This is a genomic window from Streptomyces sp. V3I8 (assembly GCF_030817535.1).
Classification (GTDB): Bacteria; Actinomycetota; Actinomycetes; order Streptomycetales; family Streptomycetaceae; genus Streptomyces.
This window is the reverse complement of sequence record NZ_JAUSZL010000002.1, coordinates 6,918,985-6,940,749: the sequence shown is the minus strand read 5'-3', so window position 1 is coordinate 6,940,749 and position 21,765 is coordinate 6,918,985. Positions and strand designations below refer to the sequence as shown.

Genomic DNA, 21,765 nt, shown 5'->3' with positions numbered 1-21,765 from the left:
TTGTCGCACGACCCAAGTACGCCCAGTACACGGATCATGCTCCGCCTTGCGATGCACCGCACCGGACACCGCGGCCTGATCCGACCTGATCCAAAAGAAACGCCCTAGTCGAGTGAGCGCGACAGGTACGCCCGCAGCAGTTCCCGTGCCTCCTCCATGACGCGCTCGTCGCCCGCCGGGTCGAGGCGGAAGGCGAGCTGGACGAGGGTGTCGGCGGTCTCGACGGCGATGAGGAAGGTGCGGCGCAGATCCTCGTCGGGGGTGCGGCCGATACGGGCGGAGAGCAGTTCGGTCAGGCGGTCGGCGACACGGGTGTTGGGTTCGGCGTCACGGGTGCCGACGGGTATCTGGTTGCCGAAGTCGACCAGGGTGAAGCCGGGCGCGGTGCGCTTCATCACGAGGTACTCGTCCAGGACCGCGTCCATGGCCGCCCGCCAGCCCGCCCCGTCGCCGGTCTCCTCGAGGCGGCGGGAGACCCGCTCGGTGTAGACGTCCAGGTTGCGCTGGGCGAGCGCGTCGGCCATGGCCCGCTTGTTGCCGAAGAACCGGTAGACCGAACCGATGGGCACCCCGGCGCGCAGGGCGACCGCGCGGGTGCTCAGGGCCTCGTAGCCGACCTCGTCCAGGAGAGCGGCGCAGGCGTCGAGGATGCGGGTGAGTCGTTCGGCGCTACGGCGCTGGACGGGCGCGCGGCGCATCGAGGTCGCGTGGGGCACGGGCTTCATGATGCCTTCCCGCCGTGGTGCGGTGAACGGGCTCCCGCGAACTGTGCCTTTCCGTACGGAGTCCGTGCCCCCACGACCACCCACCGGCACCGGTCTCACGGGGCGCCGGCACCCCGGGGCACGCCCCGGCCGCCGCTGCCGCCGCCCCCGCTCTCACCGTTGCCGTTGCCGCCGCTGCCGTTGCGTGGGTCCGGGTCGGACACGGTGATGTCGGCCGTGCTGGCGACGGGTTCGCCGCCGACGGCCCACACCGTGTCGTCGTCCGCGTACAGGCGCACGGTCACCTGGTGGGTCCCGTGCGGAACGACGTCCCCCGCGAGGTGGTGTGTCCGGCCGCGCAGGAGGGACAGGGGGCTGCCGTCCAGCCGGAGCAGCGCGTAGCCGCGGCCCGGTTCGGCCCTGCGCTCCGTTCCCGCGGGCGAGAAGCGGAAGTCGTGGACCGTCAGCCGGACGTTCCAGCCGCCGTCGGTGTCGGGCTGTATCTCGATCGCGACCTCGGGTGCGCTCTTCCCGTCGACCTCACGGTAGTGCCGCCCCTCCTCGTCCGTGTCCGCCAGCACCGTGCCCACCGGTGTGGACCGCACCGCGTCGCCCCCCTGCGCGTCACCGCTCCCGCAGCCCGTCGCCCCGGCCGACAGGGCGGCGAGCAGCGCGCAGACCACGAGAGGGGGGAGGAGGGCTCGCTTCCACGACATGCCCGGGAGACTAGAGCACGGCTCCGACAGCCGGATCCCCCCTTGCGCGGCGATTCGCCGAATCCTACGGTGATGCATAGGAATCGGGAACGAGGGAGTGATCATGAGCGGGGACGCGCACGACGGCGCCGGGGCACTGCGGAAGACCGCCGAGGCGCTGACGTATCTCTCCGGGTTCGGCAACGAGCACAGTTCGGAGGCGGTGCCCGGCGCGCTCCCGCAGGGCCGCAACTCGCCGCAGCGGGTCCCGCTCGGGCTGTACGCGGAACAGCTGAGCGGTTCCGCGTTCACCGAGCCGAGGGCGCACAACCGCCGCTCCTGGCTGTACCGCATCCGCCCGTCGGCCGCGCACCCCGCCTTCACCCGCACCGACAACGGCACCCTGCGCACGGCCCCCTTCACCGAGACGGTGCCGGATCCGAACCGGCTGCGCTGGAACCCCCTGCCGGAACCCCCGCCCGGCACCGACTTCCTGGCGGGCCTGTGGACCCTCGGCGGCAACGGCGACGCCACGCAGCGCACCGGCATGGCCGTGCACCTGTACCACGCCAACTCCTCGATGGAGCGGGTGTTCAGCGACGCCGACGGCGAGCTCCTGATCGTGCCGGAGCGCGGCGGACTGCTGCTGCGCACCGAGTTCGGGCTGCTGCGGGTGGAGCCGGGCCATGTGGCACTGGTCCCCCGCGGGGTGCGCTTCCGGGTGCAGCTGCTGGACACGGTGCCCGGCGGCGGTCCGGCCGGGACCTCGCGGGGCTATGTGTGCGAGAACTACGGCGCCCCCTTCCAGCTCCCCGACCTCGGGCCGATCGGCGCCAACGGCCTCGCCAACGCCCGGGACTTCAAAGCACCGGTCGCCGCGTACGAGGACGACGGGGACACGGCGGGGCCGGTGGAGGTGGTCAACAAGTTCTGCGGCAACCTCTGGACGGCGCGGTACGACCACTCACCGCTCGACGTCGTCGCCTGGCACGGCAACCATGTGCCGTACGTCTACGACCTGCGCCTGTTCAATGTGATCGGCACCATCAGCTACGACCACCCCGACCCGTCGATCTTCACCGTGCTGACGTCGCCGTCCGACACCCCGGGCCTGGCCGGCGTCGACTTCGTGGTCTTCGCACCGCGCTGGCTGGTGGGCGAGGACACCTTCCGGCCGCCCTACTTCCACCGGAACGTGATGAGCGAGTACATGGGACTCCTCGAGGGCGCGTACGACGCGAAGGCCGCCGGTGAGGGGGGTTTCGTGCCGGGCGGCGGTTCGCTGCACAACATGATGTCGGCGCACGGCCCCGACCGGGAGACCTTCGAGCGGGCGAGCGCCGCCGAGCTGCGGCCGCAGAAGGTCGACGACGGCCTGGCCTTCATGTTCGAGACGCGCTGGCCGGTCACCGCCACCGCGCAGGCCGCCCGCGCCGGGCACCTGCAGGCCGCGTACGACGACGTGTGGCAGGGCCTCGAACGCCACTTCCGGCCGGACGCCGGCGGTTCCGGGCCGGCCGGCCGGCCGTGACGGCCCCCGGCCACGCACGCCCCGCACGCCCCGCACGTTCGACCGCCCGCACGACCACGCGTACGGCAGCCCGTTGCACCCGACGCCCGCGACCGGTACGGATACCCTCGTGACCTCCTTCGCCCCGGACTCGATCGTCCTGAACCGCAAGCTGCCGCTCTGGTATCAGGTGTCGCAGTCCCTGCGCGCCTCGATACTCGGGCGGTCGCCGCAGGATCCGCTGCGGCTGCCGACCGAGGAACAGCTGGCGGAGCACTACGGGGTGAGCGTGCTGACCATGCGGCAGGCGCTCAAGGAACTGGAGGGCGAAGGGCTCATCTCCCGCCACCGCAGGCGCGGCACGTTCATCGAGCCGAGCGCCACACGGGGCGCGCCGGTCCGCCTGCTCGGCTCGGTGGACGCCATCGTGGCGCAGCAGTCGGGCATGACGACGCAGCTGCTGGACCACGGGAGCGAACCCGTGTCGGGCGAACTGGCCGAGTACTTCCCGGACTTGGCCCAGGTGGCGACGTACCACCGGCTGCGCAGCGACGAGAAGACCGGTGAGCCGACCAACCACGCGCGCAACTACGTGCGGCCGGAACTGGCGGCCCTGATCGATCCCGAGGACCTGCTGCGCTGGCCCATGACCAAGGTCCTGCGCGATGTCGCGGGGGCGAGAATCGGCCAGATCACCGATACGGTCGAGGCGCGGCTCGCCGACCCGGAGACCGCCCGGCTCCTCCAGGTGCCGCTGCTGAGCCCGATCCTGCACTACACGGGCGTCGTGCACGGCGAGGACGGGCGGGCGCTGGACGTGGCCCGCATCCACTACCGGGGCGACCGTTTCTCGTTCACCGTCACCCTGGACGCCCACTGACCGCGCACGACCCGGACGCCGCCGGGGGACACGTCGTACGATGCCGGGCGTGACGCACGACGACGCTCCGCTGCTCGCGGACCTCATGCCGTGGTCGGTCGCACCTCCCCGGCCGGGCCGGGCGTGGCCGACGGCGCCCGACGCGGCGTCCCTGAGAGCGCGCTGGGACGCCCTCATGAAGGCCGAAGGGCCCGACCGCGAGGCGCTGTTCGGCGTCACACGCGCGCGGACCCTGTACTCGGCGGTGGCGCAACTGCCCGGCCGGCCCGCCGGGACGGGACGGCTGGCGCGCGCGTCGGGCCCCTGCGCGGAGCCGGTACGGGTGACGGCCGGACCGTTCGACGAGCAATGGCTGATTCCCGACCACCGGCTCATCGACGCGGCGCGGCCGGAACTGTGGCGGGTGGCGGACGCCCACCAGGTGTTCGCGGTCGAGCAGGCGCCCGTCCCCGCCGGCCCGGCGCTCCTGGCCACGTCCGTCCTGCCGGTGGCCCGGCCCCGGTCGAAGGCGGTTCCCGCCACGCGCCCCGGCCGGGTCCGCCCGCTGTTCCGGCGCCCCGGCGGTCTGGAACCGAACCTGGCGCCGGGCCTGCTGGACTTCCTGGCCGAGCACCTCGGCCACTGCCCCGCCCCGCTCGACGTGCTGGCCTGGACGGTGGCGGTCGCCGCCCCGGGCCCCGACGGACCCACGGTCCCGCTGACCACCGACCCCGGACTGTGGGCGCGCGGAACCGACGCCGGCCACCGCATGCTGCGGCTGATGCGCCGCGACGGCGACCGCCCGAAGCTCCCCGGTGGCCGCCGCCCCTACGTCCGGGCCCCGCTCCCGCCGTTCCCCCACGAGCCGCGCTACGACCGGGACGAGGAGACCCTCCACCTCGACGAGGGCCGCATCTCCCCCGTACCGCCCGAGGCCTGGGACTTCGAGGTGGGCGGGGTCCGCGTCCTGGACCAGTGGTTCGCCGCCCGCATCACCCGGCCCGAGCCGGGCACGCTGGAGGCCGTCCGTCCCACGACGTGGCCCCAGACCTGGACCTCGGACCTGCTGGAACTGGTGACGGTCCTGTCCCTCCTGGCGGAACTGCGCACGCGGCGAACGGATGTGACGCCGGCCTCCCCCGTCACCTCGACGGCCCTGCGCCGGGCGGGCGTCCTGCCGCCCTCGGCCGCCTCCCGGGCCCCGGCCACGGTCCTCACCCACCCGGAGGAGGGCCCCGAGGGCCAGTTCACCCTGCTCTGACCGGCACGGGCGGCACCGGCGCATGACAAACCCGTCGCCCCGGGTCATGATCCCCCGCATGGAGCCGCTTCCCCTGCCCCTGGAGGGCATCACCGTCGTCGCCGTCGAGCAGGCCGTCGCCGCGCCCTTCGCCACCCGGCAGCTCGCCGATCTCGGGGCGCGGGTCGTCAAGGTCGAGCGCCTCGACGGCGGCGACTTCGCGCGCGGCTACGACACCGCGGCCGGCGGTCTCGCCTCGCACTTCGTGTGGTGCAACCGCGGCAAGGAGTCCGTCGCGCTCGACCTGAAGGACTCGCGCGGGCTCGACGTGGTGCGCCGCCTGGTGGCGGACGCCGACGTCTTCGTGCAGAACCTCGCGCAGGGCGCCGCCGCCCGGCTCGGCCTGGACGCGGCCACGCTGTGCGCGGCGCACCCGCGCCTCGTCGCCGTGGACATCTCGGGCTACGGGCCCTCGGGACCGTACGCCGGCAAGCGCGCGTACGACATGCTCGTGCAGTGCGAGGCGGGGCTGGTCTCCGTGACGGGCACGGCCGGGCAGCCGGTGAAGGCCGGCATCCCGGCGGCCGACATCGCGGCGGCCATGTACGCGTTCTCCGGGGTCCTCGCGGCGCTGGTGCGGCGCGGGGCGACGGGGCGCGGCGGGCCGGTGGAGGTGTCCATGCTGGACGCGCTGACGGAGTGGATGGGGCATCCGCTGCACCATGCGATGCACGGGGGGACTCCCCCGGCGCGCACCGGCCTCGCGCACGCCGTCATCGCCCCGTACGACGGCTATGCCACGGGTGACGGCGGGCGGGTGCTGCTGTCGGTGCAGAACGACCGGGAGTGGCGCCGGCTCGCCGAACAGGTGCTGGGACGGCCGGAGCTGGCGCACGACCCGGCGTACGCGACGAACGCGGCCCGGGTCGAACACCGGGACCGTACGGACGAGTTGGTCGGCACGGCACTGGCGGCGCTCACGGCGCGGGAGGCGGTGGCGCGACTGGAGGCGGCCGGGATCGCCTGCGCGCTGCTGCGGGACGTGGCGGACGTGGCGGAGCATCCGCAGCTCGCGGCCCGGGACCGGTGGCGGGAAGTGGGGTCGCCGGTGGGACCGCTGAGAGCCCTGCTGCCGCCGATCACGCTGCCGGGCGGTGAGGCGGCGAAAATGGGACCCGTACCCGCGCTCGGGGAACACACCGGGGCGGTACTGCGTGCCGTGGGGATGACGGACGAGGAGATCGCAGCACTGCGCCGGGACGGTGTGTCCGCCTGAGCGCGGGTCGGGCTCCTGCTCGGGTTCGGCCGCGTGTCAGCGACCGGGGCCGCCGGTCAGCGGCCGCCGAACAGCGAACGGCGCAGCCGGCGCAGCGGTGCGAAGAGCGAGACCCGCCTCACTCGCGCGCCCCTGCCGGTGCGGTCGTGCGCGGTGTCACGAGAGGTGAGCTCGCGCATCAAGGACGTCGCCTCGGCCGCTTCGCGCTGAGGGATGGCAGGGCCACCCATCACCGAAAGATGGCGGTCGAGGCGCGAACTCGTCGCGCTGCTCCCACACGTGATCGCAGGGACTCGCGCCCTGCCACGCACTGTTATCTGTTCCATGTCACTCCCCACCCGTACGAGGGCACCCGGCCCGGGCAGGTTAACCCTATCGCCCCGTCACGGCACTCGTGTATCCCGGTGGCGGGATTCCACTCTCCTGTACGGGCGTTGACGATTACTCTCCGAATCCGAGTGATTCCAGGGCGAGTTGGACAACCGGTGCGGTGGTGGGCCGCGGGGAGCCGCCCGGCGGCTCGACGGTCACAGCCAGTGACGACGCGTCCGGATCCAGACCGGTGGCAATCAAGGGCGTGTCGCCGTCGAGGAGCCCCAGGGATCGCGGTTTCCCCTCCGGTCGCATGAGCCACAGCTGGTGGACCCTTTCCCCCGAAGGCGCGGCAAGACCGGCCGCGGTCACCACGGCGGTGCCCTGCGAGGCGGACGCGACGACGCCGAGTCCCTGGCCGTCCGCGTCCCGGCCGGCGGCGGCGCGGGCGTCCGGCGCCGCGAGAACGTGGGCGATCTCACGCGCCTGCGCCCGCTCCTCGGTCAGCCGGTCCTGCGTACGGGACGCCTGCATGCCGAAGAGCGCGGCGACGACGAGGGCGGCGGCGGCCGTGGTGGAGGCAAGGGGGACGAGGAAGGGCGAGAAGGGCGAGCGGCGGGCCCGCGACGGCGGGCGCTGCGCCCGCACCCGCTCCCGCGGTTGCGCGGGGGCCGGTTCCTGCGGGGTGTTCCGTACGGCCGTGAGGACCCGGTCGCGCAGCGCGGCGGGGGCCGGGGCGGCCGTGGACCAGGCGAGGCGGACCGCGTCCTCGCGCAGGGCGCGCACCTCGGCGGCGCAGCTGTCGCAGTGCCCGAGGTGCTTCTCGAACCGTTTGCGCTCGTGCGGTTCCAGGGCGTCGAGCGCGTAGGGGGCGGCCAGCGAATGCAGTTCGCCGCGCCGGAAGATGCTGGTCATGCGACACCTCCCAGGCAGTTGCGCAGCCGCGTGAGCCCGTCCCGCATGCGCGTCTTCACGGTGCCGAGCGGCAGGGAGAGCCGTTCGGCCACTTCACGGTAGGTGTAGCCGTCGTAGTAGGCGAGGGTGACGGACTGGCGCTGCAGGGCGGTGAGCCGGTCCAGGCAGCGGCGTACCCATTCCCTCTCGAGGCCGGCCTCGACCTCCTCGGCGACGTGGTCGAAGGCGGGGCCGTTCGACCGCCGGGCCATGCGCAGTTCGCGCTCCCCCGGCGGCGCGGGCGCTGCGCACCCGGTCGACCGCCCTGCGGTGCGCGAGGGTCAGCACCCAGGCGTGCGCGCTGCCGCGGCCGGGGTCGTAGCGCGCGGCGGAGCGCCAGAGTTCGAGGAGCACCTCCTGCGCCACCTCCTCCGACTGCGCCGGGTCCCGTACGACCCGGCGCACCAGCCCGAAGACCGGCCCGGACACGAGGGCGTACAGATCCTCGAAGGCCTTCTGGTCTCCTGTGGCCACGCGCACCAGAAGTTCGTCCGCCTCCACCCGTTCCCCCTCCTCGGCCTTGAACGGCCCGTCCCGTCCTCACGTATTCGGCGCAGGAACGCCGTCGGATGGGGTTACGGATCAACTCCCTGAAAACGCGGGTGGATCCCGGACCAATCCTTTCTCCCCCCGGCTCCGAATGGCGTGCATCAGGCAACACCGACCGACGCGGTACGAGCGCGGCGACGGACCACTCGAGGGGTCTCCCGCCCGGTTCACCGCCGGACACAGCTTTGGGACAGAGGACGGACGGCATGACACCTTTCACCAGTGGGTTCGTGGGACGCAGGAGCCTCGCGACCCTTGTCTGCGGTGCGCTGGCCACCGGCGGGCTCGCGGCCGTCGGCGTGACCGCGCTCGAACCGGGGAGCGCGAGCGCCTCGAGCCACCGGGAGGCTCCGCTCATCTCGGGGCAGCCGCAGTACGACAACACGGACGTGTACGCGTTCGCGAGCCCCGACAAACCGGACACGACCACGATCGTCGCCAACTGGATCCCCTTCGAGGAGCCGGCCGGCGGGCCGAACTTCTTCCCGTTCGCCGAGGACGCCCAGTACGACCTGCACATCGACAACAACGGTGACGCGCAGGGCGAACTGCTCTTCCGGTACACCTTCAGGACGCACACGAAGAACGACAAGACCTTCCTGTACAACACGGGCGCTGTCGAGAGCCTGGACGACCCGGACCTCAACATCACGCAGACCTACGACATAGACCTGCTGCAGCTGAAGGACCAGCACCTGGTCAAGCGGACGAAGGTCGCGGACGACGTGCCGGTGGCGCCGTCGAACGTCGGCAAGGCGTCCATGCCGGACTACGCCAAGCTCCGCGACCAGGCCGTGCACGAACTGCCGGGCGGGGCCACGACGTTCGCGGGCCAGGCCGACGACCCGTTCTTCCTCGATCTGCGGGTCTTCGACCTGCTGTACGGCGGGAACCTGTCCGAGGTCGGCAACGACACCCTGAAGGGCTACAACGTCAACACCGTCGCCCTGCAGGTGCCGAACGACATGATCCAGGAGTCGGCCGAACAGCCGATCGTGGGCATCTGGTCGACGACGCAGCGCAGGAACGCGAGCGGTCACTACCGTCAGGTCTCGCGCCTGGGCATGCCGCTGGTGAACGAGGTCGTCAACCCGATCAAGGACAAGGACAAGTTCAACGCGTCCGCGCCCTGGAACGACGGCGACTTCCTGAAGAACGTCACCGAGCCCGAGCTGCCGAAGCTCATCGAGGCGATCTACAAGATCGAGGCGCCCGACGAGCCCCGCAACGACCTGGTCGACGTGTTCCTGAAGGGTGTGGAGGGCCTCAACCAGCCGCCGCACGTGCGTCCTTCGGAGATGCTGCGCCTCAACACCTCGATCAAGCCGTCCGCCGAGGAGAAGCGCCTCGGTGTGCTGGACGGTGACAACGCGGGCTTCCCGAACGGCCGCCGCCTGGGCGACGACGTGCTGGACATCGCGCTGCAGGTCGTCGAGGGCGAACTGGTCGGCGCCAAGAACGACCTGGGTGACGCGGTCGACAAGAACGACCAGAAGTTCGAGAAGACGTTCCCGTACGTCGCCCTGCCGACCTCCGGTTCGCGTGGACCGCTGGCCAAGGGCACGGCCGGCACCAACGACGTCCGCAACCAGCTGGGGGACGCGCTGCAGCCCGCGGGCGGCACGACCGGCACCGGCGGTATGGACGACACCACGCTGATCGCCGTTTCCGCGGCCTCCGGCGCGGCCGGGTTCCTGCTCGTCGGTACGGGCCTGCTGTGGTGGCGCGGCCGGCGCCGCGCCTACTGACCCGCGCCCCTTGAACCGGCGTGGTCCGTGCGGGTGTCCCCCACGGCGCACGGGCCACGCCGCCCCCGATGTGCACCACCTTTCCCACCATGGCGATCGAGGAGAGCGCAATGCCCGCGCACAGCAACGACGACGCGCCGCGGACCCCGGGCGCGCCCGACACGGCCGGACCGGCCGGCACCGCCGGGCCGGCGACGGCGACCGAGTCCGCGGCGGCGGCCGACGTGGCCGGGGCGCCGGAGCCCGGCGGACGCGGCGGGCCCCTGCAACCCGTTCCCGCGGGGCGGCGGGAGGCCGGGCGGCGCCGCGCGCTGCAGCTCGCGGCCTGTGCCGTCGCCCTCGCCGTCGCGATGACCGCGGGGGCCGTGGTGCTGGGCAGCAGGGACGACGGCGGTACGTCCACGGTGGCGTCCGCGCCGGGACTCGCTCCCGAACTGCTGGCGGGCGGCAGCCTGGCCGCGGGCATCTCCGCGCTGCAGTCCCATCTGAAGGCGCAGCCCAAGGACTCCGGCGGCTGGGCGACGCTGGGCATCGCCTACGTCGAGCAGGCGCGCACCGACGGCGACCCGTCCCGCTACCCGCAGGCACAGCGCGCGCTGGAGCGTTCGCTGGAGCTGAGTCCCGGCAACGATCCGGCGCTGGCCGGCCGGGCGGCGCTGGCCGCGGCCCGCCACCGGTTCCCCGAGGCGCTGGAGTACGCGCGCAGGGCACTGGAGGAGAACACGTTCAACGAGCGCGCCCTGTCGGTCCGCGTCGACGCCCTGGTCGAACTCGGCCGCTACAAGGAGGCGTCGAAGGCCGCCGACGAGGCCGACTCCCGCCGCCCGGGCGTCCCGGTCTTCACCCGGTACGCCTACGTGCACGAGCTGCGCGGCGACGTCCGGACGGCCCGCCGCGTACTGGAGCAGGCGCTGGCCGGTGCCACCGCACCCGGGGACGTCGCCTACGTGGCGTCGTCGCTGGGCCAGCTCTCCTGGCGCGAGGGCGAGTACGGGAAGGCGCTCACGTACTACGAGCGGGCGCTGCGGGCCGACGGCACCTACCTGCCGGCGCTGGAGGGCCGGGCCAGGGCGCAGGCGGCCGGCGGCGACCGGTCGGCCGCGATCCTCGGGATGGAGGAGGTGGTGGCCCGCTTCCCGCTGCCCGGGCCGCTGGTCGTGCTGGGCGAGCTGTACGAGGCGCGCGGCGGCGAGGCGGACCCGGCGAAGGCCCGCGCCCAGTACGCGCTGGTCGACGCCTGGACGGCGCTGGCCCGCGCGAACGGTGTCAACGCCGACCTGGACACCGCGCTCGCCGCGGCCGACCACGGCGACCGCGGGGCCGCGCTGCGCGCCGCGCGGGCCGAGTACGAGCGCCGCCGGACCGTGCACACCGCGGACGCGCTGGCCTGGGCCCTGCACGTCAACGGGCGCGACGACGAGGCGCTGCGCCACGCCCGGCGCGCCACGGCCACCGGCTACCGGGACGCCACGTTCCTCTACCACCGCGGCATGATCGAACAGGCCACGGGCCACCGGAAGGAGGCCCGCGAAAGCCTGTCGTCGGCGCTGGAACTCAACCCGGGCTTCTCGCCGGTGGGCGCGGAACTGGCCCGGAAGACCCTCAGGTCGCTGAAGGCCCCGAAGCCGGTGGCGGCCCGGAAGCCGCTGGGCGGTGCCCGGTGAGCCTCCCTTCCGTGCGCCGGCGCGCCTTCGGGTCCTGCGTGGCCGTGCTGCTGGCCGCCTGCGCGCTCGTGCTGGTCCCCTCGGGGACGGCCTCGGCGCATCCGCTCGGCAACTTCACCGTCAACCGGTACGACGGACTCGTGGTGGCTCCCGGAGAACTGCGGATCCGCCACGTGGAGGACCTGGCGGAGATCCCGGCGACCCAGGCCCGGCCCGACATCGACCGGGTGGGCCTGGGGAGTTGGGCCCGGGAGCGGTGCGAGGCGGCGGCCGGGAGGAGCCGGGTGACCGTGGGCGGGAAGACCGTCGCGCCGACCGCCGGCGGGAGCCGGGCCCGGGTACGGCCCGGCCAGGCCGGTCTCAAGGCCCTGCGGGTGGAGTGCCGTTGGACGGCTCCGCTGCCGGACGGGAACCTGTCGCTGCGCTTTCGGGCCTCCGTGGACGACGGGCCGGGCTGGCGCGAGGTCACGGCCCGCGGCGACCGGACGACGCTCACCGACTCGGACGTGCCCGGCACGTCCGTCTCGGACGAACTGACCGAGTATCCGGCGCAGTTGCTGTCGTCACCGGCGGACACCGCGAGCGCCTCGCTGCGCGTCCGTCCGGGTGGCCCCGCACTCGTCGAGGAGGGCTCCGACGCGCCCGCCTCGTCCGTGCTGCCGCGCGGCGCCGACCGTTTCACCCGGGCGCTGGACGACCTGGTGTCCCGCCACGACCTGACCGCCGGCTTCGCCGCGCTCGCCCTGGGCATCGCGGTGCTGCTCGGCGCGCTGCACGCCCTCGCTCCCGGACACGGCAAGACGATCATGGCCGCCACGGCCGCCGCGCGGGGCAACGCCACGATGCGCGACGTGCTGCCGCTGGCCGGCTCCGTGACCGTCACGCACACGCTCGGTGTGGTCGCCCTCGGCGTCCTCGTCACCGCCGGTTCGGCCGCCGCGCCCTCGGTGATCGCCTGGCTGGGCGTGACGAGCGGTGTCATCGTCACGGTGGCCGGCGCGACCCTCGTACGACGGGCATGGCGACAGCGCGACCACGGACACGGGCATGGGCATGGCCATGGGCACAGTCATGGGCACGACCACGATCACGGGCATGCACATGGGCACGGACACAAGCACGAACACGAACACCAACACGAGCACGACGGTGATCACGGGCATTCCCACGCGCACCCTCATCCCCGCCCTCACGCTCCGGCCTTCCGGCTCAAGGACACCCTCCTGCTCGGTTTCGCCGGAGGGCTCGTGCCGAGTCCCTCGGCCGTCGTCGTGCTCGTCGGCGCGGCGGCGCTCGGCAAGGCCTGGTTCGGGCTGCTGCTCGTCCTGGCGTACGGGGCCGGGCTCGCCCTCACCCTCACGGCGGCCGGGTTCGCCGTGGTCAAGGTCGGCAGCAGGGTCGCGAAGGCGATCGAGAACGGCGCCCGCTGGTCGGGGGGCAGGACCGCGGCGCTGGTACGCCGCTCCACGCCACTCGGATCGGCGTTCGTCGTGGTGGCCCTCGGGGCGGGACTGGTGTTCAAGGGGGCTGCAACCGCACTGGGTTGAGCTACTTTGTTCAGGATCGTGCGGATGCGAATGGGGGACGCCCGTGTCCGAAGAACCGGGTAGTGAACGTGTGGTCGCGGGCCGCTACCGGCTGCTCTCCCCGCTCGGCGAGGGCGGGATGGGGACCGTGTGGCGGGCCCGCGACGAGGTGCTGCACCGCGAGGTCGCCGTCAAGGAGGTGCGGGCCCCGGGGGGACTGCCGGGTCCGGACGCCGAGCGGATGTACGCCCGCCTGGAGCGGGAGGCGTGGGCGGCCGCCCGGATCTCGAACCGCAACGTGGTGACGGTCTACGACGTGGCGACGGAGGAGGGCCGTCCGTGGATCGTGATGGAGCTGGTCCGCGGGATCGCGCTGTCCGATCTGCTGGACACCGAGGGCCCGTTGCCCCCGCAGCGCGCCGCCCACATCGGCGCGGAGGTGCTCGCCGCGCTGCGGGCCGCGCACGAGGCGGGCGTCCTGCACCGGGACGTGAAGCCCGGCAACGTCCTGCTGTCGAACGACGGCCGCGTGGTGCTCACCGACTTCGGCATCGCGACGGTGGAAGGCAGTTCGGCGCTCACGATGACCGGTGAGGTGATCGGCTCGCCGGAGTTCCTCGCCCCGGAACGGGCGCTCGGCCGTACGCCGGGGCCCGAGTCCGACCTGTGGTCGCTGGGCGTGCTCCTCTACGCGGCCGTCGAGGGCAACTCGCCGTTCCGGCAGAACACCCCGCTCAGCACCCTGCGCGCGGTCGTCGACGAGGAGTTGCCCGCTCCGCTGCGGGCGGGCCCGCTCGCGCCGGTCATCGAGGGCCTGCTGCGCAAGGACCCGGCGGAGCGGATGCCGGCCGAGGAGGCCGAACACGACCTCCGGCTGGTCGCCACCGGGGGCACTCCCCGTACGGGCACCGCGCCCTACACGCCGACGGTCGCGGGGCAGCTCCCCGGGCCGGACGCCACCCGGCAGGCACCGGCATCCGGGTACCCGCCCTCCGACGCCACCACGACGGCCCCGGGGCCCGACCGTCCGCGGCGCGCCGTGATCGTGATGATCGCGGGGCTCGCCGCCCTGGCCCTCGCGATCGCGGGCCTGACGTACGCGCTGGTCGACCGCGACGACGGGGCCGGCGGCTCCGGCGGCGGGACGACCGGCGGCTCGACGAGCGGCGGTGACACCGGTGACGGAGGCGGCGACACGGGCGGCACCGACGGCGGCGCGACGACGGAGGACTCCGGCACGAACGGCACGAACGGCACGAACGGCACGAACGGGAACAGCGGCACGGACGGCGGCGGTTCGACGACCGGCGGCGGGGGGACGACGCCCGCGCCCACCCAGTCGGTGAAGGTGACGGTGACGGGCTCGCACACCGACTACACGGGGGCCTGCCCGCCACCCGGCGCGAAGGCTCCCGCCTTCACGGCGACCTTCACCGTGGGTGTCGTGCCGGCGGACGTGGAGTACCGCTGGGTGACGGAGACGGGTGAGGTGTCCGACCCGGGCTGGAAGACGCTCTCGTTCCCCGCGGGCGGCGGGAGGACCGGCCGGAACACGGTCGTCGTGACGACGTACGAAGCGTCGGGGACGTACGAGAACAGGATCGGTGTGGAGGTGCGCGCTCCGAAGGAGACCCGGTCGAACTCGGTGCCCTTCTCGGTCACCTGCGAGACGGAGGCCCCGACGGGCGGGACCTCCGGCTCCGGCTCTCCTCAGGCACTGGCCCCGAACGGAGCGGTCGGGCCGCGGCGTTGATCAGGCGGCGGCGGTCGGGTGACGGTCACGGGGCGGGGGCGCCGGTCAGGCCACCGAGTCGAGGACGGGGAGGTAGCCGCCCGACTGGCCGGCCGCGGTCGGGTGGTAGGACTCGCCGATGTTCAGCCAGTTGACACTGTGCAGCCAGGCGCTGCCGGAACAGATCTCGTGGCCCGTGAAGGTGGGGCGTACGTCGCCGAACGTGAAGCCGTGGTCGGCGGCCCGCTTGGCGATGGCGCTGTTCAGGTGGTCGGCGGCGCCGTTGATGGCGGCGCGTTCCGTCTCCGAGAGACCGGCCAGGCAACTGCCGCTGAGCTGGTAGAACCGGGGATAGCCGAGGACGACCACCTGGGCCGACGGAGCCCTGTCGCTGATCGCCGAGTAGACCGAGTCGAGCCGGGCCGGCAGTGTCGAGTCGACGTACGCCTTCGCGGTGTTGACGCGGGCCACGCAGGCGCTGTCGGACTGCAGGACGCAGGTCGTCATGACGTCGGAGAAGCCGGCGTCGTTGCCGCCGACGGAGATCGAGACGAGGCCGGTGCCGGAGCCCAGCGGGCTCAGCTGATTGGCCAGGACATCACTCGTACGAGCACCCGAGCACGCCGTGAAACTGAACGACGAGGGTGAGTTCGCGGCCGCCCAGAGGGAGGGGTAGGCCTTCGTGCTGCGCTTGCAGTCGCCGCTGGAGCTGATGTAGCTGCCGGCGCCGACACCGGAGGAGTAGGAGTCGCCGAGGGCCACATAGCCCGTGGCGGCGGCCTGCCCGGACGCCTGGGCCGCCGCCGCCCCGGTGAGGGCGAGGGCGGTGGCGACGACGAGCGAGGTCACGTATGCCGTAAGTCGGGAACGTCTCATGGAACCTCCCTATAGCAGGATCTCTGCCGTGACTTTGGTACCAGCTACGCGTGTTGCCTGGTAGTGCGCATGCCAAGACTTTTCCGCACCGAGCGGGATGTCCCCCGGAGGTTCACCGCACGTTCGATTGCGTGCTCATGACAGACATGTGACATACCCTCAAATCTCTTGAGCTACGCCCGTAGACCGATCACGCTGATGTCTCGTCCGGTAGCGGAACGCGACGCTCCCGGTCGTGCGTACGACATGTGCGCACCCCCCACGGACGTGCGCCCGACCCGGGGCGCGCGCCGCCCATGAGGAGGACTCCCTCGTAATGGCACAGCTGCGTAGCAAGAGGATCCGGATCGCCGCGACCACCTCCGTGGTCGCCGCCGCCCTGCTCGGCGCCGTCACCGCGCTCCCCGCCCAGGCCGCACCGGCCGAGGGCCGGGTCCTGGCGGCGGGCTCCCCCACCGCCGTCAAGGACAGCTACATCGTCACGCTCGAGAAGGGCGCGGGCTTCAAGGCCTCGTCCGCCAAGGGCAAGAGTCTGATCAAGGGGTACGGAGGCACCGTCGAGAAGACGTTCGGCGCCGCGCTGAACGGCTGGTCGGCGAACCTGTCGGCCGCGGAGGCCCGCAGACTCGCCGCCGACCCCTCGGTGGCCACGGTCGAGCAGAACCAGACGGTGCGGGCGACCGACACCACCCAGTCCAGCGCCCCCTGGGGCCTGGACCGCTCCGACCAGACCTCCCTGCCGCTCTCCGGCACGTACACCTACCCGGACTCGGCGGGCAGCGGCGTGACGGCGTACGTCATCGACACCGGCGTGCGCATCACGCACTCCCAGATCAGCGGGCGGGCCGCCTACGGGTACGACGCCGTGGACGGCGACACCGTCGCCTCGGACGGCAACGGTCACGGCACGCACGTCGCCACGACCATCGCGGGCTCGACCTACGGCATCGCCAAGAAGGCGAAGATCGTGGCGGTCCGCGTGCTCGACAACGCCGGTTCCGGCACCACCGCGGGCGTCATCGCCGGCATCAACTGGGTGACCGCGAACCACAGCGGCCCCTCGGTCGCCAATCTCTCGCTCGGCGGCGGCGCGTCCACCACGCTGGACAACGCGGTGGCCAACTCCATAGCCAGCGGCGTGACCTATGCGGTCGCGGCGGGCAACAGCAGCGCCAACGCCTCCTCGTACTCGCCGGCCCGCGTCGCGGCGGCGATCACCGTCGGCGCGACCACCAGCACGGACGCCAGGGCCAGTTACTCGAACTACGGCTCGGTCCTGGACATCTTCGCGCCCGGCTCGTCGATCACGGCGGGCTGGTACACCAGCGACACCGCGACGAACACGATCTCCGGTACGTCGATGGCCACACCGCACGTCGCGGGAGCGGCCGCGGTCTACCTGGCCGGCCACACCTCGGCCACCCCGGCCCAGGTCGCCACGGCCCTGACGAACGGCGCCACCACGGGCAAGGTCACCTCGCCCGGCACCGGCTCCCCCAACCGCCTCCTGAAGATAGTCCCGTAACCACCGGCCCCGGCGGCTGCCCGCATCCCACCAGGGGTGCGGGCAGCCGCCGGTTGGGCGCCGCGGACCCGCGGCTCCGCGGCGCCCGCCAGGAAATCGCCGACACCCCGCCGGCCGCGGGGCCCGTCCGAAGGACGCACCACGGAAACCGGGTGCACGGGGCGTCCCCGTGACGGATCATGGCGGCATGTCTGCCAACCCGCACGACGCTCTGCCGATCCGGCTCAACGTCGACGACAGCGACTCGCCGTCGGACGTCGTCGACGCGCTGTTCCTCGGCCGCTTCGCGACGGGCGAGCAGCCGCACTCGCACGCGGCGAACATCGACCGGGTGCGGTCGGGGGCCTCCCTCCTGCCGCCCGGCGCCCACGTGCTGCGGTCCGCCCGGGACGACGACCGCAGCGCGACGCTCGCGGAGGGCGACGGTTACACGCTGCTCGTGTCCCGCTGGAACCGCGGCGCCGACGTGACGGTCACCGCGACCACCGCGGAGCTCGCCGAGAAGGTCCTCGGCCAGGCGACGGACGGCGCGGCCGACGAGCCCGAACCGCAGCCGGAGAACGTGACCATGGGGTTCTGGTACGTGTCACCGCGGCGCGGTCCGCACCGCACGACCCGGCAGATCTCGGCGGGTACGTGGGAGGAGGTGCGGGCCAACTACACGGCGCCGGTGGCGGACGCGATGGACGGCCTGATGAAGACGACCCCGGAGGACATCGCGGGCCGGCTGCTGCTCCTGCACGGACCGCCGGGCACGGGCAAGACGTCGGCGCTGCGCACGCTGGCGCGCTCGTGGCGGGACTGGTGCCAGGTGGACTGCGTCCTGGACCCGGAGCGCCTGTTCTCCGACGTCGGCTATCTGATGGACATCGCCATCGGCGAGGAGGACGGCACGGGGAAGGGCCGCTGGCGGCTGCTCCTGCTCGAGGACTGCGACGAGCTGATCCGCGGCGAGGCCAAGCACACGGCGGGGCAGGCGCTGTCGCGGCTGCTCAACCTCACGGACGGACTGCTGGGCCAGGGCCGCAACGTCCTGGTGGGCGTCACGACCAACGAGGACCTGGAGCGCCTGCACCCCGCGGTGGTCCGCCCCGGCCGCTGCCTCGCCCGTATCGAGGTCGGCCCCCTCACCCGCCACGAGTCCGTGGCCTGGCTCGGCACGGACGAGGGTCTGGGCCGCGAGGGCGCCACCCTGGCCGAGCTGTACGCCCTGCGCCGGGGCACCACCCCGACATCGGTCCCGGGCCAGAGAGAGGGAGCGGACGCGGGCCTGTACCTGTAGGACCCGGCTCACCCGCCACCGCAACGACGGCCAACAGCCAAGACAGCGGCATCGGTTGTCCGCCGCGACAGCCGGCAGCCGGGGCGACCGCCCCTGCTGTCCGCCACGACGGCGAACAGCCGAGGCCGTCGCCCCTGTTGTCCCTCACGACAGCGAACAGTCGGAGCGGCCCACCCCGTTGTCCACCCCGGCGACGAACAGCCGAGGTGACGAGCCTGTTCTCCGTCGCCGCGGTGGGCACCACCGCGGTGCGGCCCGGCGGTACCGAACCCCGCCCCCTCCCCCTGTCCGCGCCGTCCGGCTGAGGTCGTCGGGGCCGGCCCCGACGACCTCAGCCGGACCCCCCGTAAGCCGCGCGCAGCGCGTCCCGTACCGCGTCGAGCGCGGCCCCCTGCGTCAGCCCGAGCCGCCGCACCCGCTCGGCATAGGCCTGCGCCTCCGACGCGGCCGCACGATCGGCCGCCGAGCCCGCGGCGGCGACAACCGTTCCGTTGCGCCCCCGCGTCTCGATGACCCCGTCCGCCTCGAGCGCCCGGTACGCCTTGGCGACCGTGTTGGCGGCGAGGCCGAGCTCCCCGGCCAGCCCCCGTACGGTCGGCAGCCGGTACCCCACCGGCAGCGCCCCGGCCCTGGCCTGCTCGGAAATCTGGGCACGCACCTGCTCGTAGGGCGCGACCCCGGTCCCGTCATCGATGTCGATCTTCAACGTCACCCGGTGATTGTCCCGCACCCGGCGGAAAATGAGGGGCGTCCCGCCCCGCCCCGCGCGTAGCGTGCGGTCCCATGACCGTGATCGTCCGCGACTTCCGCGCCGAGGACGCCGGGGACTTCGCCCGGGTCCGGCAACTGGCGCTCCCCTTCATGCTCTCCACGCCGCGGTCCGTCCTCCACGACGTCGCGCACGCGCACCCCGACGCGTACTACCGGCCGCTGGTCGCCGAGGAGGACGGCGAGCTGATCGGCACGGCCCAGACCGGCCTCGTGTACGACAGCCCGCAGCCCGGCCAGGGCTACCTGAACGTGTACGTGCACCCCGGGCGCCGGGGCCGCGGCGCCGGCGCCCTGCTCGTACGGACCGCCGAGGAGCGCCTCGCCGACGTGTCCGCGACGAAGCTCTTCGCCTGGGTCCTCGACGAGCCCGCGCACCGCGCGTTCGCCGAGCGGCGCGGCTACCGCGCGAGCCGCTCCGCGCACTTCCTGCGCCTCGATCTGGCGAACGGCCCGCTGCCCCCGCGCCCGGAACCGCCCGCGGACGTCGCACTGCGGACGGCGGCGGACTTCGCCGACGACCCGCGCGCCCTCTTCGAGCTGGACGCGCAGACCATGCTGGACGAACCGGGCGACATCGCCCACGAGTTCACCGACTACGAGGCGTGGCTGAAGGAGACCTGGCACCACCCGCTCCTCAGCCACGAGCTGACCTCCGTCGTGGTCGTCGACGGCCGGCCCGCCGCGTTCAGCGCCGCCCGCACCGACGGCGGCACCTGCTACGGCACGGTGATGACCGGCACCGCCCGCGCCCACCGCGGCCGGGGCCTCGCCAAGCTGGCGAAGAGCGACTCCCTGCACCGCGCCCGCGCCGCCGGCTTCACGGAGGCGTTCACGGGCAACGACGCCGGCAACGGGCCGATGCTGGCGATCAACAAGTGGTTCGGTTACGAGATCTGCGCCACGGAGGTGCAACATGTCCGCGAAATCGGCTGACGCCCCGGGCCGGTCCGACGGCGCCCGGAAGGTCCTGGACGTCGTCCTGCTCAAGGCGGGCCGCACGAAGATCCGCTATCCGGCGGACCTGCTCCACGACGACGGGACGCACGTCACCGTCCGCGCGGCCTGGGCCGGCGCCGGCGCCCGCGACTTCGGCTTCGTCCGCTTCGAGCCGGGCGACGTCTTCACCGAGCACTACTGGCGCGACCGCTGGTACTCGGTGAAGGAGGTCAGGGACGGCGCGGGCACGCCGAAGGGCTGGTACTGCGACATCGCCCGCCCGGCCACCGTCACCGCGGACGAGGTGGTCTGCGAGGACCTCGACCTGGACCTGTGGCGCTCGGCCGACGGCAGGACCGTACTGCGCCTGGACGAGGACGAGTTCGCGGCGAGCGGCCTGGAGACCACGGACCCGCGGGCCGCGGCCGCCGCCCGGGCCGCCCTGGACGAGCTCGAACGCCTCGCCCGTACGGGAGGCTTCGAGGCACTGCTGGCCCGGCACCCCGCCCCTCACGGCACGGCGACCACCGCGTAGCGCTCGTCCGTCACCTTCCGGCCCCACAGCGCGCAGTCGTCCGACAGGGGGTCCACGCGCACGTCCGCCGCCAGGGGCGCGAGCAGTCCGGTCAGCCGCTCGGCGGACACGCCGACCGGTGTGCCGTCCGGGGCCGGCGTCCCCCAGACCCCCTCTATGAGGACGAGCCGCCCGCCCGGACGCAGCAGCCCGCGCCAGTGCCGCAGGACACGGCCGGGATCGGGCAGCGTCCACAGCACATGGCGTACGAGGACGACGTCGAAGCGCTGCTCCCCGACGGGCGGGGCGGCCGCGTCCCCGACCAGGAACGCGGCGTCCCGTCCGGCAAGCTTGGCGCGGGCCAGCGCGACCATGCGCGGCGAGAGGTCCACCCCGGTGACCCGGTGCCGCGCTTCGGACGCGAGGAGCGACAGGCTGCCGGTGCCGCAGCCCAGATCGAGCACGTCGGCCGGGCCGCGGGGCAGCCAGCCGCGCAGCCTGTCCGCCCACGCGCCGCGCACGGCGGGATCCCGCAGTCCGTGGTCCGGCTCGTCGTCGAACGTGGCGGACTCCGCGTCCCAGTCGATCCGGGAGCGCTCTTCACCGGCGCCGTCACTCGTCATGCACCCAGGGTGGCACCCGCCACCGACAACGGGCCGGCGCCCGCCCCGGGGCCGGTCGCCCACCGGAGGATCACGAGATGTCCGGCATGTGGACTCCCAGGCGAAACGTGACAGTCGCCACTGACAAGCGGCCACCGATGAGCCACCCTCCCGGGAACGGTCCACCTCCGCGAGAACGCGGTACCCGGTGGTCGCAAGGGAGGCCCCCATGCGCCGTACAACCGTGCAGAAGCCGCTCAGGAAGTCCGACTCCCGTCGAGTGCGGGAGGAGACCGACCGGCGTCCCGCCGAGCGCCCGGAGGTCCGCAAGGACATCCGCCGCACCTGGTGGCCGGACGAATGAGCGCCGGGGTACGGGCACCGTCCGGCCCCGCCGGGACCGCGCCTGTCTGAGCGCAGGCTCAGCACTCCCTTAACGGCACCGTAAAGGCCTCTGACCTGCCGCAAGAGCCGCACTCGCAGGTCAGAG

The 21,765-nt window shown here is 73.3% G+C and carries 20 protein-coding genes and 1 pseudogene; 13 read left to right on the top strand and 8 right to left on the bottom strand.

Annotated elements, in window-relative coordinates; genetic code table 11:
* Nucleotides 1–104: 104 nt before the first annotated feature.
* Together QFZ75_RS30700 and QFZ75_RS30695 are read right to left on the bottom strand one after the other, a co-directional pair.
* Nucleotides 105–725: a TetR/AcrR family transcriptional regulator gene (locus QFZ75_RS30700; RefSeq protein WP_307542078.1), complete on the bottom strand. Its 621-nt coding sequence runs from the start codon at nt 723–725 to the stop codon at nt 105–107.
* A 95-nt stretch (nt 726–820) separates the two neighbouring features.
* On the bottom strand, nt 821–1,420 hold the full coding sequence (locus QFZ75_RS30695) for a hypothetical protein (RefSeq protein WP_307542077.1): 600 nt from the start codon (nt 1,418–1,420) through the stop codon (nt 821–823).
* Nucleotides 1,421–1,523: 103 nt separating this feature from the next.
* On the opposite strand from QFZ75_RS30695, the gene hmgA reads away from it, so the two are divergent.
* From hmgA to QFZ75_RS30675, 4 genes are all read left to right on the top strand, one after another.
* On the top strand, nt 1,524–2,930 hold the full coding sequence (hmgA, locus tag QFZ75_RS30690) for a homogentisate 1,2-dioxygenase (protein WP_307542075.1): 1,407 nt from the start codon (nt 1,524–1,526) through the stop codon (nt 2,928–2,930).
* A gap of 109 nt (nt 2,931–3,039) precedes the next feature.
* On the top strand, nt 3,040–3,789 hold the full coding sequence (locus QFZ75_RS30685) for a GntR family transcriptional regulator (RefSeq protein ID WP_307542073.1): 750 nt from the start codon (nt 3,040–3,042) through the stop codon (nt 3,787–3,789).
* A 40-nt stretch (nt 3,790–3,829) separates the two neighbouring features.
* On the top strand, nt 3,830–5,029 hold the full coding sequence (locus QFZ75_RS30680) for a type ISP restriction/modification enzyme (protein ID WP_307542072.1): 1,200 nt from the start codon (nt 3,830–3,832) through the stop codon (nt 5,027–5,029).
* A 46-nt stretch (nt 5,030–5,075) separates the two neighbouring features.
* Nucleotides 5,076–6,284, top strand: coding sequence for a CaiB/BaiF CoA transferase family protein (locus QFZ75_RS30675; protein ID WP_373466068.1), 1,209 nt, complete (start codon nt 5,076–5,078; stop codon nt 6,282–6,284).
* A gap of 56 nt (nt 6,285–6,340) precedes the next feature.
* Here the strand turns inward: QFZ75_RS30675 and QFZ75_RS30670 are convergent, their stop codons facing one another.
* The 3 genes and pseudogenes from QFZ75_RS30670 to QFZ75_RS30660 all read right to left on the bottom strand — a co-directional run bounded on the left by QFZ75_RS30670 (nt 6,341) and on the right by QFZ75_RS30660 (nt 8,051).
* The gene (locus QFZ75_RS30670) at nt 6,341–6,610 is read right to left on the bottom strand and encodes a hypothetical protein (protein ID WP_307542069.1); all 270 of its coding nucleotides are present in this window, start codon (nt 6,608–6,610) and stop codon (nt 6,341–6,343) included.
* Nucleotides 6,611–6,725: 115 nt separating this feature from the next.
* Nucleotides 6,726–7,511, bottom strand: coding sequence for an anti-sigma factor (locus tag QFZ75_RS30665; RefSeq protein ID WP_307542068.1), 786 nt, complete (start codon nt 7,509–7,511; stop codon nt 6,726–6,728).
* Nucleotides 7,508–8,051, bottom strand: a pseudogene (locus tag QFZ75_RS30660) (sigma-70 family RNA polymerase sigma factor). The gene QFZ75_RS30665 and the pseudogene QFZ75_RS30660 overlap by 4 nt, the downstream one beginning before the upstream one ends.
* A 254-nt stretch (nt 8,052–8,305) precedes the next feature.
* Here QFZ75_RS30660 and QFZ75_RS30655 point away from each other — a divergent pair.
* The 4 genes from QFZ75_RS30655 (at nt 8,306) to QFZ75_RS30640 (ending at nt 14,790) form a co-directional block, all read left to right on the top strand.
* A complete protein-coding gene (locus QFZ75_RS30655; RefSeq protein WP_307542067.1) occupies nt 8,306–9,847 on the top strand; it encodes a DUF4331 domain-containing protein in 1,542 nt (513 codons plus the stop codon).
* 110 nt (nt 9,848–9,957) lie between these two features.
* A complete protein-coding gene (locus tag QFZ75_RS30650; protein ID WP_307542065.1) occupies nt 9,958–11,511 on the top strand; it encodes a hypothetical protein in 1,554 nt (517 codons plus the stop codon).
* Nucleotides 11,508–13,058: a sulfite exporter TauE/SafE family protein gene (locus QFZ75_RS30645; RefSeq protein ID WP_307542064.1), complete on the top strand. Its 1,551-nt coding sequence runs from the start codon at nt 11,508–11,510 to the stop codon at nt 13,056–13,058. The genes QFZ75_RS30650 and QFZ75_RS30645 overlap by 4 nt, the downstream gene beginning before the upstream one ends.
* A gap of 43 nt (nt 13,059–13,101) precedes the next feature.
* On the top strand, nt 13,102–14,790 hold the full coding sequence (locus QFZ75_RS30640) for a serine/threonine-protein kinase (RefSeq protein ID WP_307542062.1): 1,689 nt from the start codon (nt 13,102–13,104) through the stop codon (nt 14,788–14,790).
* Between the two features lie 45 nt (nt 14,791–14,835).
* On the opposite strand, the gene QFZ75_RS30635 is transcribed toward QFZ75_RS30640, so the two are convergent.
* Entirely contained in the window at nt 14,836–15,645 is an 810-nt protein-coding gene (locus QFZ75_RS30635; RefSeq protein WP_307542061.1) for an SGNH/GDSL hydrolase family protein, read from the bottom strand.
* Nucleotides 15,646–15,961: 316 nt separating this feature from the next.
* Here QFZ75_RS30635 and QFZ75_RS30630 point away from each other — a divergent pair, with 316 nt between their 5' ends.
* Both QFZ75_RS30630 and QFZ75_RS30625 read left to right on the top strand, forming a co-directional pair.
* Nucleotides 15,962–17,170, top strand: coding sequence for a S8 family peptidase (locus QFZ75_RS30630; RefSeq protein ID WP_307542059.1), 1,209 nt, complete (start codon nt 15,962–15,964; stop codon nt 17,168–17,170).
* A gap of 187 nt (nt 17,171–17,357) precedes the next feature.
* Nucleotides 17,358–18,452 carry a DUF5925 domain-containing protein gene (locus QFZ75_RS30625; protein WP_307542057.1) on the top strand — a complete coding sequence of 365 codons (1,095 nt, stop codon included), beginning with the start codon at nt 17,358–17,360 and terminating at the stop codon, nt 18,450–18,452.
* Nucleotides 18,453–18,783: 331 nt separating this feature from the next.
* On the opposite strand, the gene QFZ75_RS30620 is transcribed toward QFZ75_RS30625, so the two are convergent.
* Entirely contained in the window at nt 18,784–19,164 is a 381-nt protein-coding gene (locus QFZ75_RS30620; protein ID WP_307542056.1) for a GntR family transcriptional regulator, read from the bottom strand.
* A gap of 71 nt (nt 19,165–19,235) precedes the next feature.
* Here QFZ75_RS30620 and QFZ75_RS30615 point away from each other — a divergent pair, with 71 nt between their 5' ends.
* Together QFZ75_RS30615 and QFZ75_RS30610 are read left to right on the top strand one after the other, a co-directional pair.
* On the top strand, nt 19,236–20,156 hold the full coding sequence (locus tag QFZ75_RS30615; RefSeq protein WP_307542054.1) for a GNAT family N-acetyltransferase: 921 nt from the start codon (nt 19,236–19,238) through the stop codon (nt 20,154–20,156).
* On the top strand, nt 20,137–20,694 hold the full coding sequence (locus QFZ75_RS30610) for a DUF402 domain-containing protein (RefSeq protein WP_307542052.1): 558 nt from the start codon (nt 20,137–20,139) through the stop codon (nt 20,692–20,694). The genes QFZ75_RS30615 and QFZ75_RS30610 overlap by 20 nt, the downstream gene beginning before the upstream one ends.
* Here the strand turns inward: QFZ75_RS30610 and QFZ75_RS30605 are convergent.
* Nucleotides 20,670–21,296 (bottom strand): bifunctional 2-polyprenyl-6-hydroxyphenol methylase/3-demethylubiquinol 3-O-methyltransferase UbiG, encoded by a 627-nt coding sequence (locus QFZ75_RS30605; protein WP_307542050.1) that lies wholly within the window; start codon nt 21,294–21,296, stop codon nt 20,670–20,672. The two genes, QFZ75_RS30610 and QFZ75_RS30605, sit on opposite strands and share 25 nt — an antisense overlap.
* A gap of 208 nt (nt 21,297–21,504) precedes the next feature.
* On the opposite strand from QFZ75_RS30605, the gene QFZ75_RS30600 reads away from it, so the two are divergent.
* A complete protein-coding gene (locus QFZ75_RS30600) occupies nt 21,505–21,639 on the top strand; it encodes a hypothetical protein (protein ID WP_307542049.1) in 135 nt (44 codons plus the stop codon).
* The last annotated feature ends 126 nt before the right edge of the window (nt 21,640–21,765 follow it).